Below are 14361 nucleotides of genomic sequence, written 5' to 3'. Positions count from 1 at the left end.
TCGGGCGAGACATCGTCAGAAGGAAGCCCCGATGTCGCCGAGATTCTTGAAGGTGAAGGTCACGAAAGCGGCGAATTTGCCCGACGAGATGTCGGTGTCGCCGTCCGGGCTGTATTGGGCGTTGAGGTTGAAGCCGAAGCATTCGTCATTATAGCCGAAGCCGCCGTAGAGGCCGTTGATCTCCTTACCGACCAGGTCGTAGCTGGCGCCGGCCGAGGCCGACCAATAGTCGAGGAATTTCGTGTTCAGCGAACCATAGATCTGCTCGCGGCTGCCGAAGTCGTCGTTGTCGGAAAGATGGATGTAGTTGACCGAGCCGTAGAATTCCTGTGGACCGGCGGTGAGGCTGACTTCCTGCCGCTTCATCTTCGCGTCCTCGACGTTGAAGCGGAAGCGATAGGTTGCGTTCAGGAGCTCGTTCGGCTGCAGCGCGACCCGGCCGACCAGGTCGGTGAGGTCGCTGCGGATACCGCTGTTCTCCGGCTCGTCGTGGCTGCGGATGAACTGGTAGCTCTGGCCGAGGAAGACCTCGGCGCGGCCGCCGCTGTTGTTATAGGCGCTCCAGTCGAAGCCATAGTTGACGCGCGAGCCGGAATCGACGCGGTCGAGGCCGGTGAAGCGGTCGGCCGAAAACACCTTGGTGTCGTCCCATTCGAAGGCGCGGCTGTCCTCGTTCGGGATCTTGCCGGTGTTGCAGCAGTCGGGCGACATCACCAGCTGCACGATCGGCTGCAGCACCTGGGTGAAGGTCTCGCCCGGCTTCACGAAGGGATAGCGCCATTTCAGGCTGCCCTGCGGGAAGACGCGGCCGGTGACGCCGTCGAAAGTCGGCGTGTCCTCCGAGGCGTCGAAGTTGTCGCTCTGAGGATCGGTGCGGTTGGTGGCGTAGAGATCCGCGGCGACCGACAGGTTGAGCTCCCAGACGTCGCCCCAAGAGCTGGTATAGGGCAGGTTCCAGCTGGGATGCATCGAGACGCGAAAAGAGTCGCGGCCCTCGCGTCGCACCAGGTTCATCATGCCGACGTCGAGGCCCCAGTAGCCGCCGCCGGCACCGGGCTCGCTGGTGAAGTTGTAGTTCAAGAGCGGCGCGATGATCGGCGCGGTGTCGTCGCGCAGGCTGTCGTCGGTGGTCTGCCAGCCGTAGCCGCGCGCCTCGAAATAGCTGCGGCCGAAGAAGCCCTCGCTCCACAGCGTGTCCTCGAGCCAGCGGCGCGAGCCCAGATGGTACTGCCGCAGATAATCCCGGTCGGTGGCGTTCTTGAAATTGAAGCCCCAGCGCCAGTCGCGGCTCAAGTCGAACAGGCCCTGGCCGGCGACATGGCCGCGAAGCTTGCGGTTGTCCTCGTCGTCATCCTCCGGCTCGGCTTCGTAGGTGCCGGAAGCCGCCAGGGTGAATACGCCGTTGGGCACGCGCTGCCGGTACTCGCCCAGGAGCACGCCGCCCGCCGGGTCGGGTTCGCCCGTGACGCGGGCGATCGGCGTGATGGTCACGTCCTTGTCGTCGCCGAGCGTGATGAAATAGGGCTGCCGCACCTGAACGCCGGAACGGCCGGACGAGACCGAGAAGCCCGGGTTCAGGAGGCCGCTCTGCCGCTTCACCTCCACGTCCGGATGCTGGAAGAACGGCGTGTAGAACACCGGCACGCCCCACATTTCCATCCAGGCGCCGTGATAGGTGATGGTCTGTGCCGCTTCGTCGCGCACCACCTGGTCGGCCTTGATCTGCCAGACCGGCTGGCGCGTGGGGTCGGTCTTGCACGGAAGGCAGGGCGTGTAGACCGCCTTGTTCAGGATCTGCTTGGTGCCGCCCACGCGCTGCGCCGAATAGGCGGCGAGGCGCGACTTGTCCCTGAGCAGCGCGCGGAAGCTCCTGATCACGCCGTTCTGGAAGTCGTCGGAGAGATCGACGTAGTTGGCGAAGACGGTGTCGCCGCTCGGCAGCAGCAAGGTCACATTGCCCGAGGCGCTGATCGTCTTCGAGCGCTCGTTGTAGGTGATGGTGTCGGCCATGACGACGCGGTCGTCCTGCGCCATCTCGACATGGCCGCGCGCGACGTAGACGCCGAGTTGCTGGTCGTAGCCTGCCTCGTCGGCGATCAAGTCGACCGGGCTGTCGCTCGCCTGCGCCGCACCGAGTGTCATATGCCAGACGCAGAACAGCACGGTGGCGCCGAGCAGAAAGCGGCGCAGCCGGTGCACGCGCCGCGCCTGCGCAGGCGTACCCGTCGGTTGCCCGCTCGCTGCAAACCCGCTGGAAGGCTTGAGCCGCCTCACGCCGCCACCCCGAAGATCCCCTCATGGTCTTATTCAGGCGGCCGACAGCCCTTGGACTCGCCCCGGGCTTTCCCCCGTTTCGCCGGCGGCCTCGAAGGGCCGGATTCCGGCCGCGCTCATTGGCCGGTAAACTAGCACGTTAAGTCCATTCGTCCACTGATTTCATGGACTTGCGAGTCGTCGCCGCGCGCGCTTCCCGGTTGGCGAGGCGGCCTCGCCATGCTAACTCTTGAGCCGATTTCAAATGGACGGGCCGGAGATCACCGGTCGCAATCGCCGAGGAAAGCATGAAAATCGCATTCGCGAAGCCGGAATTGCCGGAGACCGGCAGTTTGGCCGTTGGCGTCATGGACGGCCGCAAGCTCGGATCCCATGCCGCGCAAGTCGAGAAGCTGACAAAGGGCGCGGTCAACCGGGCGATCGGCGCCAGCCGGTTCAAGGGCGGCACCGAGGACCACCTGACCCTGCTGGCGCCGGCGGGCGTCGCGGTCAACCGCGTGCTGCTGATCGGCCTCGGCACCGCGCAGAAGCTGGACGCCCTGGCCGCGCAGGCGATCGGTGGCCGGCTGGTCGCCGCCTTCAACGCCGCCGGCGAGAAGGAAGCGACGGTACTGATCGAGGCGATCCCCGGCGCGCCGCTCTCCGAGGCCGAGATCGCCGCCAACATCGCCTTTGGCGCGCAGCTGCGGAGCTACCGGTTCGACAAGTACAAGACCAAGGAGAAGCCGGAGCACAAGCCGAGCCTGAAGAAGCTCACCATCGGCACCGCGGAAGCGCATGCCGCGAAGAAGGCCTATGACCCGCTGGAGAAGATCGGCGAAGGCATCTTCCTGACCCGCGACCTGGTCTCCGAGCCGGCCAACGTGATCTATCCGGAAACGCTGGCGCAGCAGGCAAAGACGCTCACGGAAGTCGATGTCGAGGTGAAGGTGCTGGGCGTGCCGGAGATGAAGAAGCTCGGCATGGGCGCCTTGCTCGGCGTCGGCCAGGGCAGCGAGCGGGAATCGAAGCTGGTGGTGATGCGCTGGAACGGCGCCGACGACGCCAAGGCCAAGCCGATCGCCTTCGTCGGCAAGGGCGTCACCTTCGACACCGGCGGCATCTCGATCAAGCCGGCCGCCGGCATGGAAGACATGAAGTGGGACATGGCGGGATCGGGCGTGGTGATCGGCTTGATGCGGGCGCTGGCCGCGCGCAAGGCCAAGGTCAACGCGGTCGGCGTGGTCGGCCTGGTCGAGAACATGCCGTCGGGCACCGCGCAGCGGCCGGGCGACATCGTCACCTCGATGTCGGGCCAGACCATCGAGGTGTTGAACACCGATGCCGAAGGGCGGCTCGTCCTTGCGGACGCGCTCTGGTACACCCAGGAACAGTTCAAGCCGGTGGCGATCGTCGATCTCGCGACCCTGACCGGCGCCATCATGGTGGCGCTGGGCCAGGTGCACGCGGGCCTGTTCTGCAACGACGACACCTTCTCCGACCGGCTGACGCAGGCCGGCAAGGATACCGGCGAGTTGCTGTGGCGCATGCCGCTGGCGCCGGCCTACGACAAGCTGATCGACAGCCCCGCCGCCGACATGAAGAATATCGGCGGGCGCTACGGCGGCAGCATCACGGCGGCGCAGTTCCTGCAGCGCTTCATCCAGAAGGGCACGCCCTGGGCGCATCTCGACATCGCCGGCATGGCCTGGTCGGACAAGGACACGCCGACCGTGCCGAAGGGCGCGACCGCTTACGGTGTGCGGCTCTTGGATCGGCTGGTCGCCGACCACTATGAGGATAAGTGACCGAGGTCCGCTTCTATCACCTGCAACGGGCGCGGCTCGAGGAGGTCCTGCCGGTCATCCTCGAGCGCTGCCATCAGCGGGCCGAGCGCGTCCTGGTGCTGGCCGGCTCGACCGAGCGGGTGGAGGCGCTGGCGGCCCTGCTCTGGACCTACAAGCCGGATTCCTTCCTGCCCCACGGCACCGCCCGGGACGGCGAAGCGGCCCGCCAGCCGATCTACCTGACCACCGCCGGCGACGCGGCCGAGAACCCCAACGGCGCCGCGGTGCTGATCCTTTCCGACGGCGCCCGGCACCCCCGGATCGGCGATTTCAAGCTGGTCTGCGCGCTGTTCGACGGCCATGACGCGGCGGCGGTCGCCGCCGCCCGGACCGAGTGGAAGGCCTGCAAGGAAGCCGGCCATGCCGTGGTCTATTTCCAGCAGGGCGACAATGGCAAATGGCAGGAGACCGCCCGGGCCTGATCCGGCAGGCTTGAACCGGGGGTCCCGCTGCGGCGACCCAGATCACATACCGGTGCAAGCTTTGGCGTTTTTGCTAGGAGATTCAGGGTGCTAACTGGACTTTAAGCCGCCCGAGCCATAGATTAAGCAGGTTAACGGTCCGGCTTCGTCCGCCGCGGGTAAGGGTCCATGAACGGCCATTTCTCTCAAGCCAGGTTCCGGCGCTTCGCCCGCCAGAGCGAGGGCGCGACCATCATCGAGTTCGCCTTCATCTTCCCGATCGTCCTGATGATCACCTTCGGGATCATGGAGATCAGCCTGTGCATGGCCAGCCTGGTGACCCTGGAAGGCGGCCTCAAGGAAGCCTCGCGCTACGGCATCACCTCGCAGACCGGCGAGACGCTCGATGCGGCACAGCAGGCCAAGGTGCCGACCGCCTTCAAGGTCGGTAACGACCCGCGGCTGATGACGATCGGCTACATCCTCAACGAGAACACGCTCGACCTGATCGACCTCAACACGGCGACGATCACCACCCAGGTCTTCAGCAGCTTCAGCGCGGTCAAGGACGGCGAGCAATACAGCGACCTCAACGGCAACGGCCAATACGACAGCGGCGAGCCCTTCTCCGACACGAATTGCAACAAGGTCCGGGACGTGGCCGGCAGTTCGGGCACTGGCGTGGGTGCGGCCGGGAACATCGTGGTCTACACCGTGAGCTACCAGTGGAAGATCCTGACCCCGATCATCGGCCAGTGGCTCGGCCAGCCGGATCCGGGCAGACCCGGTCGCTACATGATCCCGATGAGCTCCAGCATCGTGGTCAAGAACGAGCCCAACCTCTCCGGCAGCAGCTTCTGCAAGAGCTGAGCATGCGACTGAAGAACCGCTTCCTCTCGAAAGCACTGCCGGCCCGGTTGCGCCGCTGCGTCGCCGGCGAAGGGTTCCTGCAGGACGAGCGGGGCGTCACCGCGATCGAGTTCGCCCTGGTGCTGCCGGTCGTGCTGCTGATCCTGCTCGGCTGCTTCGAGGTGCCGCGCTACGTGCTGATCGTGCAGAAGATCTCCCGCACCGCTTCCGGCGTCGCCGACCTGGTGGCCCAGGCGGACGAGCCGCTGCAGAAGAACCAGCTCACCGATATCTTCGCCGCCGGCAAGGTCATGATGCAGCCATATAACGTCGAGACCAACGGCAAGATCTATGTCAGCTCGATCAACAACCCGGGCGGCGCCGGCCTCGCGCTGACCTGGCAGCGGAACAACGGCGGCACCGGGCCCGCCAGCAAGATCACCAGCGGCACCAGCCTGCCGGTCGATCTCCGCCCGGGATCCAATGAGGAAGTGCTCGCCGCCGAGGTCTACTTCACCTATCAGCCGATCTTCTCGACGCTGATCTACTCGGGCTCGACCCTTTACCGGGTTTCCTATACGCGGCCGCGCAACAAGAACCTGATGACCCCGCCGCCGCTCACCTGCACGCCCCCCGCCACCCAATGCTGAGCAGGCGGTAACGCAAGCCGGCGAAAAGGCGACGCCCGCCAAGCCTGACCGGCTCGGCGGGCGTTTTCAGTTCTCGGCCGGCGATGCGCTACTTGACGATGCGCAGGGCGGAGAGGCTGGCGGCGATCTGGTCGAAGACAGTGGCCAGCGACGCGGTGTCGGGCGCGAAGTAGTAATAGGGCGCCTGCGGCTGGGTCGCGACCGCCTTCAGCAGGGTCTTCAGATCCTCGTTCGGCTCCACGTACTGGATCACGTAGATCTTCACCGCCGAGGGATCGAGCGGGTTGGTGCCCTTGATCTTCGCCGCCAGCTGCAGCAGGCGGTTGTCGAGGTTGTTCTTCACGCTGGTGCCGTCGGGCATCGTGATGTTGCCCTTGCTGGTCGTGGTGCCGGCGCCGGTCCCATCGCCGAACCAGCCGTGATAGGCATCGCCGTTGCTGCCCCAGTTCTGGCCGTCGGTCATGAACACAATCGCCTGGGCGCGCTGGAACGGCGGGCTGACCTTGGCTTCGTCGAAGGGCGTGCCCGGCATCAGAACTTCCCAGGCCCAGAACAGGCCCTGCGGCGCGTCGGTGGCACCACCCGGCGTCAGGCTGTTGATCATGGTCTTGACCGTCGCAGCCGTGGTCTGCAGCGGCAGGATGCCGACGGCCGGGCAATCGGCGCAGCTGCCAAAGGGGCGTGCGCCGAACGGCGGCACCCACCAGCCGGGATTGGGCACCGGGAGATCGGGCCCGGGGACGCTGGCATCGGAGTTCTGGTTCCAATAAGCGGCGTAGCAGTCGCGGAAGGAGCTGTAGTCCTCGCCCTCGTTGGTCGGGATCGGCTCCCAGCCGGGCCAGGCCGCCGTCGGGCCGAGCGTGGTGTCGGCATCGGTGCTCTCGAGCCCGTCTTCCCAATAGCGGGCGTAGACGCAGCCGCGCCAGCCGCCCGGCACCTCGGTGCCGGAGCTGGGGTTGAGCAGCAGCGGGACTTCCGAATTCGCCGCCGTGTAGACGCCCGGCCGGGTGGAGGTCAGGGCGAAAGGCGAAACAAGGGCTGGATACTTCCGGCCGCCCATCGGGTGGGTGTAGGTCGAGCCGGTCGGGCCGGTGACGGTGCCGGGTGTCGTGTTCGGATAGGTGAACACGTTCACCTTGGAGCTCCAGGGCACCACGCCGATGTTCAGCAGCGAATAGTCTTCGCCGGCGACGGTGACGATCTGGGTCTGGCCGCCGGTGGTGAACGGCTTATAGAGCGAATCGACCAGCGCCGTCGCGTTGCTCTTCAGCGCGTTGATCTTCGACATCGGCGAACCCATCGAGCCGGAGACGTCGAAGGAGAACACCACGTCGAGGCCGCTCTGGGCGCGCGCCACCGTGCCGGCGGCGGCCATGGTCATCTGCTGGAAGCCGAGCACGCTCATCAAAGTGGTCGGGATCGTGGCGCTCGACGAGACGGTGACCAGGGTGTTGTTGTTGGTGACGTTGATGACCGGCGTCACCACATTGGCGCCCATCGCGCCGTTCGGGAAGTTGGCGTTGAAGAAGGCGAGCGCGTCGGCCTTCACCTTGTTGTTCAGGGGATCGCCGGCGGTCTGCAGCGCCTTGCCGCCGGCCAAGGCCGCGGCGTCGATCGCCTCGGAGAGCCGCGCCTTCACCAGGTAGCCGCGCGCGGCATCGACCGCGAGACCGGCCACGCCGATGAAGACGAGGCAGGAGAGGCCGAAATAGATCGCGATGGCGCCGCTCTCGCCGCGCAGGTAGCGGCGGTAGGAGTCCCGGTTCCGGGCGGCCAAGGCGGCCAGGCGGGTCTTCAGTCCAGACGCAACATAACGTATCGACATGGTCCGATCCTCTTTCGCCCCACCGCGCCATGATACGGGCGAAGCGCCCGTTAGACAATCGGGGCCCGCTGAGTTAAAGCGTTGATTTAGCTCGAATTAATACCCCAGGCCAACACCCGGGTATGCGGCCGGACAGATTCCGGGCGTCGCGAGCCAAGGCTCACACCGGGACCAGGGCTACTGTTGGGTCTCGGTGGTGGTCTTGTTGACGTTCTGGTTCAGATCGACGCCGTAGCTGTAGCTGTTCTCGGACGACGAGGCCGACTTGCTGGCGTCGGTGTCGCTGCTGGTGGTGCTGCTGGCCGAGGCGTTGAACTGGACATCGGTGGGCGAGAGGACGCGCGAGCAGCGTTCGGTGCCGCAGGCGTAAAGCACCTCGGTCGGGGCCTCGGTGCTGCCGATCGCGTTGAGCACGCTGACATGGCGGGCCGAGACCGGCGACACCACCACCGGCCAATCCAGGAGCAGTTCCTGATCGCCGCTGAGGACGAGGATGTTGGTCTCGCCGGGTGTCTTGCCGAACACGATGACGGTGGTGGGCGTGTCCAGGGTCACGTCGGCCACGGTCGGATCGCCGACGATGATGCTGGAGGCCGGCTTGGCGAGCTTGACCACCCGCGCCTCGCGCCAGTTGATATTGAGCCCATCCGCCATCGCGGCGCTGGCCATGAGCAATGCCGCCAGCATCGGCACCAGAACGAACAGACGGCGCATTTTCCCCTCCACACCGGTCGCGTCCGTTCGACAACGGACTCAACCCTTAACCGGTAATTGTTAATCCTAGTCGAGAAGCGGGCCCGCGGCAATGCAGATTGCGGGGGACGCCGCCGCCAGCGGATGCCGCTTGCTGCGTTCCCGTGGAAAATGTATAAGATGATCAATTGGTTGCGGCCTGCCTCGGGGCCCGGAGCTGGTCCGGGAGTCGGCAGACCCACCACGGGGGAGACTGCCCTATGGTCGGGACGACACGGCGATTGGGCCCGAAGGGCCGGCGCAGGGCCTTGCTGGCAACGGTTGCGGCCGGGCTGCTGCTCGCGGCTTGTACCCCGGTGCCGACCGAGGTGAAGCCGGACGCGACCGCGCTGCAGGGCGCCCAGCTCCGCGCGGCGCAGCAGGCGGAGGCGAACTACAACTACAGCGAGGCCGTCGGCATCTACCAGGGTCTGCTCGCGCAGAACCCCGACGACCATGAACTGGCCCTGAACCTCGCGCGGAACATGCGTTTCGCCGGCCAGGCGCAGGGTTCGATCGCCGTGATCAGCCGGCTGATCGCCAAGCAGGGCCGGACGCCCCCGCTGCTGACCGAGCTCGGCAAGGCCTATCTCGCCGCCGACCAGGATAATCTGGCGCTGCCCACCTTGCTCGAGGCGAAGGAGCAGGCGCCGAACGACTGGGAGATCCTCTCCACGCTGGGCGTCGCCTATGACTATCAGGGCAATTACGCGGATGCGCGGGACGTCTATGCCCAGGCGCTGATTGCCTCGCCCAGCAACCCGACCGTGCTCAACAATCTCGCGCTGTCGCAGGCGTCGAGCGGCGATCTCGACGGCGCCGTCGCCACGCTGGAGCAGGCCGTCGACCAGCCGACCGCCTCGGCGCAGACCCGGCAGAACCTGGCCTTGCTGATGGCGCTGAAAGGCGATCCCGACGCGGCCGAGCGGCTCGCGCGCAAGGATCTGCCGCCCGACGTCGCCGACAACAACAACGCCTATTTCCGGATGATCTCCAACGCGGCCAAGGCCGCTGCGTCGGCACCGCCGCCGGGCGGGTCAAGCGTCCAATAGCGGCACGAGCCGGCGCCGCGCGCGCCTTACTTCATCAGCTCGGCGACCTGGATTCCGGCGGGTCCGGCGATCACGATGAACAGCACCGGCAGGAAGAAGATGATCATCGGCACGGTGAGCTGCGCCGGCAGCGCCGCCGCCTTCTTCTCCGCGGCGTTGAGGCGCGCGTCGCGATTTTCCTGCGCGATCACGCGCAGGCCGGTCGCGATCGGCGTGCCGTATTTCTCCGACTGCAGCAGCGTGGTGGTCAGCGAGCGGAAGGTCGCAAGGCCGGTGCGTTCCGCGAGATTCTCATAGGCGCTGCGGCGGTCGCCGAGATAGGCGAGTTCCGCCGCCGTCAGCCCCATCTCCTCGGCCATCAGCGGCGCGGTTTCCGCCATTTCCTCGGAGACCTTGTTGAAGGCGGCCTCGATCGACATGCCGGACTCGACGCAGATCACCATAAGGTCGAGCGCGTCCGGCAGGGCGCGGGTCAGGGTCTTCTGCCGCTTCTGCACGGCGTTGGTGAGGAAGAGCTTCGGCAGCAGGTAGCCGAAGCCGATGCCGACGCCCGCGGCCATCAGCTTGCCCTGCCAGGTCCAATCGGGGAACAGCGACAGGCTGTAGAAGAAGGCCAGCAGCCCAAGGCCGATCGGCATGGCCAGCCGCACGAAGGTGAAGGTGACCGGCGCCGAGGTGGTGCGGTATCCGCCCTGGATCAGGCGGCGCTTCAGGTCCTTCTGCTCCAGCATGTCCTCGAGCCGGAGCTGCTTGATGACCCCGCGCATCGCGCTTTCCGAGCGCGTCGGCTGGAGCCGGCGACGGTTGCTATACCCTTCGCGCTGCTGGATCTGCAGCTCGTCGCGCTTGAAGGCGACGGCCTTGCGGCGGGCGGCGAACTTGTCGTTCTGCAGGAAGATCGACGCCACCGCCATCACCGACGCGAAGGCGGCGATGAAGGCGACGCAGATGATCACGGTCGCAAGATCGAACCCGAATTCCCAGTCGTCGAAGATATGCATCCTAGGCCTCCGTGCGACGCAGCGCCCGTCAGGTCGCTACATGTCGAAATTGATCATCTTGCGCATCACCATCACGCCGGTGCCCATGACCACGACGCAGATCGCCAGCAGGAAGTTGCCGGTTTCGGTGGTGAAGAGCAGCGCCACGTAGTCCGGCGCCAGAAACGTCAGCGCGCCCATGACGAACAGCGGCAGCGAGCCGATGATGCCGGCGGAGGCCTTGGCCTCGCTCGACATGGCCTGCACCTTGTCCTTCATCTTCTTGCGCTGGCGCAACACGTCGGAGAGCTTCGCCAGGGTCTCGGCCAGGTTGCCGCCGGTGGTCTGCTGGGTACCGAGCACGATCGTGAAGTAGCGGAACTCCGGGCTGGGCAGGCGATCGCTCATGCGCTGCAGCGCGTCGGCCATCGGCTGGCCCAGCTTGATCGCCTCGTTCACCAGGCGGAATTCCGGACCGACCGGATCGGGCGATTCCTGCGCGATGATCGCCAGGCACTCGCCGACCGTCAGACCCGAACGCACGCCACGGACGATGATGTCGATCGCATCGGGAAAAGCGGCGATGAATTTCTTCAGGCGCCGCTTGATCAGGAAGCTGAGAACGAATTTCGGAATGCCGAGAAAGGCGATCAACCCGACGGCCGGCAGCAGGATCGGCGGCACACCGAAAATATAGGCGAGACCCATGAGGATCGCGCCGCCGGCCAGCGCATAGATGATGAATTGCTGCGGCGAGATCTTGAGGCCGGCGAAGACCAGCATCTCGCGGAGCCGCGAGCCGCGGCGCTTCTGGCGCGCCTCCTCGGCGTGCTTCAGCCGCTCCTGGATCTGCTTCTTGCGCTTGCCGGCCGCGTTCACGTCCTTGCGGCCGGTTCCGGGAATGGCCAGCACCGGCAGGGGATCGCCGACGACGCTGCTGATGCGGCGCTTCAGACGCGCCTGCGGCGCCGTGACGGCGGCATAGATGCCGAAACCGAGCAGGAGCATGGCCACCGCCGCCAGCCCCGCAATCCCGTAGATCAGGAGCTGGGGATTCGCGGCGAGGTTAGGCACTGCCGGCCTCCATCGCCTCGGCCAGATCGCGCTCCTTGCCGAAATAGCGGACGCGATCCCAGAAGCCGGGTCGGAGGCCCGTGAAGCGGTGGCGGCCGGTGATGCGGCCCTGCGCGTCCTCGCCGGTGATCTCGTAGACGAAGAGATCCTGCAGGGTCACGACCTCGCCTTCCATGCCCATCACTTCCGAGACATGGGTGATCTTGCGCGAGCCGTCGCGCAGGCGCGCTGCCTGGACCACCACCTGGATGGCACCCGCGATGTGCTCGCGCACGGTCTTGGCCGGCAGGTTATAGCCGCCCATCGCGATCATGTTCTCCATACGCGAGACGCATTCGCGGGGATTGTTGGCGTGGATGGTGCCCATCGAGCCGTCATGGCCGGTGTTCATCGCCTGCAGCAGGTCGAAGGCCTCGGGTCCGCGGACCTCGCCGACGATGATCCGCTCGGGACGCATACGCAGGCAGTTCCTGACCAGATCGCGCATGGAGACCTGGCCGACGCCCTCGAGGTTGGGCGGGCGGGTTTCCAAGCGCACCACATGCGGCTGCTGCAGCTGGAGCTCGGCGGCGTCCTCGCAGGTGATGACCCGCTCGGTGCGGTCGATGTAGTTGGTGAGGCAGTTCAGAAGCGTGGTCTTGCCCGAGCCGGTGCCGCCGGAGACGATGGTGTTGATCCGGCAATGGCCGATGATCTCGAGCAGCCGGCCGCCGGCCGGGGTGATCGAGCCGAACTTCACCAGCTTGTCGAGCGTCAGGCGGTCGCGGCGGAATTTTCGGATGGTGAGCGCGGGCCCGTCGATCGCGAGCGGCGGCGCGATCACGTTGACGCGGGAGCCGTCGGCCAAACGCGCGTCGCAGATCGGACTGGCTTCATCGACGCGCCGGCCGACCGCCGAGACGATGCGCTGACAGATGTTCATCAGCTGCTGGTTGTCTCGGAACCGGATGTCGGTGAGCTCGATCTTGCCGTTGGTCTCGATGTAGACCTTGTCGGCGCCGTTCACCATGATGTCGGCGATGTCGTCGCGCGCCAGCAGCGGCTCCAAAGGCCCGAGGCCGAGGACGTCGTTGCAGATCTCCGTGATCACCATCTGCTGCTCGGCAGCCGACAGCGTCAGGTTCCGCATGTTGATGATTTCGGAGACGATCTCGCTGATCGCGTCGCGCACCGACTTGTGATCGAGCTTGGCGAACTCGCCGAGATCGACGGTCGCCATCAGATCGTTGAACACGTTGAGCTTGATTTCCGCCAGACGGGAATCAAGCTCGCCGCCGCGGCCGCCGACGCCGCCTGCCGGCGGACGCGGTGCCGGGGTTGGAGCCGGTGCTGCCGGCGCTTCCGCGACGGCCGGCGCGCGGCTGCCGCCGGTGGCCGGTGGATTGTTACGCTTGCCGAACATTCCTGTTCAGGCTCCTCGCTTCAAAAAGCCATTTTGGCTCAAGCTTCGGGCCGGAAGCGCCGACTGTCAACTCGCCTGCTTTTTCGGCTTCTTCTTCAGCCAGCCGAGCAGGGAGTGGTCGCCACTGGGCGCCCGCGCGGCGGTGGATTGCCGGGCGCCCAAGGTCGTCGCGATTTGCCGGAAGGTCGCGGCGGCCTTGTGGGACCGCGCGCCTTCTCCGAAAACCTGACCGTTATTCGAAAGCTGGCCGAAGATCTGCGGCTCCCAGGAGAACACGCCGACCGGGACCAGGCGCAGGGATTCCTGGAAATCCTTCACCGAGAGCTGGGTCTTCTTGCCGGCGTCGAGCTTGTTCAGGACCAGGCGCACGTTGGCCTGCTCGCCGCGGCGGCTGCGCATCCAATCGACCAGCATCTTGGCGTCCCGGAGGTTGCTCAGATCCGGCGCCGCGGTGATCACCACCTCGTCGGAGAGAACCAGCAGGTTGGAGACCCAGTCGGTCCATTGCCGCGGCAAATCGACCACGACGGTCGAGGCCATCTGCCGCGTGATGTCGATCAAGCGCTCGACGCTCTCCGAGGTCGGCCGATAGAGCTCTTTGAGCGTGCCCTGCGTCGAGATGACGCTGAGATGCTCGTCATGCTCCATCAGAAAGCGCTCGACCAGGGTCGCGTCCAGCCGCTCGGTGTCGATCAGCGCGTCGCCCGCGGCCTGCTTCGGATCGAGATTCAGGGAAAGCGCCGCGGTGCCGAAGTTGAGGTCGAGATCGACCAGGATGGTCTCGGACTTGGCGGTGTCGGCCAGGGCCCAGGCGGCGTTGCAGGCGACCGTCGTGCTGCCGACGCCGCCGCGGGCGCCGATGAACGAGATCAGCCGTCCCTGCTCCTTCTGCGATGGGTCGCGGATCGATTCCACGACCGCCTCGACGATCTCCTGGGTCGAGACCGGGCCGACCAGGTATTCGGCGATGCCCTGGCTGACCAGGCGCCGATAGACCTGAACGTCGTTGATCGAGCCGATGACGATGACCTTGCGACCGGGCTCCACGACCTCGGCCATCTGCTCGAGGTTCTTCATGAGCTGGTCGATGCCGCTCGGATCCTCGACGATGATGACGCGCGGGCTCGGGTTGTCGGCGTAATGCTTCACTGCCCGCGGCAAGCCGCCGAACAGGATGGCGAGCTTCACCTTCGAGAACTCGCGTTCGGCGCGCAGGCCTTCGAGCGCCGCCTCGGTCTCCCGGCTCAGCGGAAACGCTTCGATGTTGAAGCGATGAATCACGCGGGCACTCCTATT

The 14361-nt window shown here is 66.1% G+C and carries 12 protein-coding genes; 5 read left to right on the top strand and 7 right to left on the bottom strand.

Annotation, left to right across the window (positions count from 1 at the left end; genetic code table 11):
• Positions 1–15 precede the first annotated feature (15 nt).
• Entirely contained in the window at positions 16–2199 is a 2184-nt protein-coding gene (locus ACYQ4T_RS00365; RefSeq protein WP_459849803.1) for an LPS-assembly protein LptD, read from the bottom strand.
• A 362-nt stretch (positions 2200–2561) separates the two neighbouring features.
• Between ACYQ4T_RS00365 and ACYQ4T_RS00360 the strand changes: the two genes are divergently transcribed.
• The 4 genes from ACYQ4T_RS00360 to ACYQ4T_RS00345 all read left to right on the top strand — a co-directional run bounded on the left by ACYQ4T_RS00360 (position 2562) and on the right by ACYQ4T_RS00345 (position 6000).
• Positions 2562–4061, top strand: coding sequence for a leucyl aminopeptidase (locus ACYQ4T_RS00360; RefSeq protein ID WP_459849801.1), 1500 nt, complete (start codon positions 2562–2564; stop codon positions 4059–4061).
• Complete coding sequence (locus tag ACYQ4T_RS00355; protein ID WP_459849799.1) at positions 4058–4522, top strand: DNA polymerase III subunit chi; 465 nt, start codon at positions 4058–4060, stop codon at positions 4520–4522. Before ACYQ4T_RS00360 ends, ACYQ4T_RS00355 begins: the two co-directional genes overlap by 4 nt.
• A gap of 168 nt (positions 4523–4690) precedes the next feature.
• Complete coding sequence (locus tag ACYQ4T_RS00350; RefSeq protein WP_459849797.1) at positions 4691–5371, top strand: TadE/TadG family type IV pilus assembly protein; 681 nt, start codon at positions 4691–4693, stop codon at positions 5369–5371.
• A 2-nt stretch (positions 5372–5373) separates the two neighbouring features.
• On the top strand, positions 5374–6000 hold the full coding sequence (locus tag ACYQ4T_RS00345) for a TadE/TadG family type IV pilus assembly protein (protein ID WP_459849795.1): 627 nt from the start codon (positions 5374–5376) through the stop codon (positions 5998–6000).
• An 88-nt stretch (positions 6001–6088) separates the two neighbouring features.
• On the opposite strand, the gene ACYQ4T_RS00340 is transcribed toward ACYQ4T_RS00345, so the two are convergent.
• Both ACYQ4T_RS00340 and ACYQ4T_RS00335 read right to left on the bottom strand, forming a co-directional pair.
• Positions 6089–7825, bottom strand: a complete 1737-nt coding sequence (locus ACYQ4T_RS00340) for a TadE/TadG family type IV pilus assembly protein (RefSeq protein WP_459849793.1) — start codon at positions 7823–7825, stop codon at positions 6089–6091.
• 177 nt (positions 7826–8002) lie between these two features.
• A complete protein-coding gene (locus tag ACYQ4T_RS00335) occupies positions 8003–8539 on the bottom strand; it encodes a pilus assembly protein N-terminal domain-containing protein (protein ID WP_459849791.1) in 537 nt (178 codons plus the stop codon).
• A 239-nt stretch (positions 8540–8778) separates the two neighbouring features.
• On the opposite strand from ACYQ4T_RS00335, the gene ACYQ4T_RS00330 reads away from it, so the two are divergent.
• Positions 8779–9609 (top strand): tetratricopeptide repeat protein, encoded by an 831-nt coding sequence (locus ACYQ4T_RS00330; RefSeq protein WP_459849789.1) that lies wholly within the window; start codon positions 8779–8781, stop codon positions 9607–9609.
• 26 nt (positions 9610–9635) lie between these two features.
• Here ACYQ4T_RS00330 and ACYQ4T_RS00325 read toward each other — a convergent pair whose 3' ends face one another.
• The 4 genes from ACYQ4T_RS00325 to ACYQ4T_RS00310 form a co-directional block, all read right to left on the bottom strand.
• On the bottom strand, positions 9636–10610 hold the full coding sequence (locus ACYQ4T_RS00325; protein ID WP_459849787.1) for a type II secretion system F family protein: 975 nt from the start codon (positions 10608–10610) through the stop codon (positions 9636–9638).
• 36 nt (positions 10611–10646) lie between these two features.
• Complete coding sequence (locus ACYQ4T_RS00320; protein ID WP_459849785.1) at positions 10647–11663, bottom strand: type II secretion system F family protein; 1017 nt, start codon at positions 11661–11663, stop codon at positions 10647–10649.
• Positions 11656–13065, bottom strand: a complete 1410-nt coding sequence (locus ACYQ4T_RS00315) for a CpaF family protein (protein ID WP_459849783.1) — start codon at positions 13063–13065, stop codon at positions 11656–11658. Before ACYQ4T_RS00315 ends, ACYQ4T_RS00320 begins: the two co-directional genes overlap by 8 nt.
• 66 nt (positions 13066–13131) lie before the next feature.
• Entirely contained in the window at positions 13132–14346 is a 1215-nt protein-coding gene (locus tag ACYQ4T_RS00310) for an AAA family ATPase (RefSeq protein ID WP_459849781.1), read from the bottom strand.
• Positions 14347–14361 lie beyond the last annotated feature (15 nt).

This window comes from Dongia sp. agr-C8 (assembly GCF_054658695.1).
This window is presented reverse-complemented; position numbering and strand designations above follow the sequence as displayed.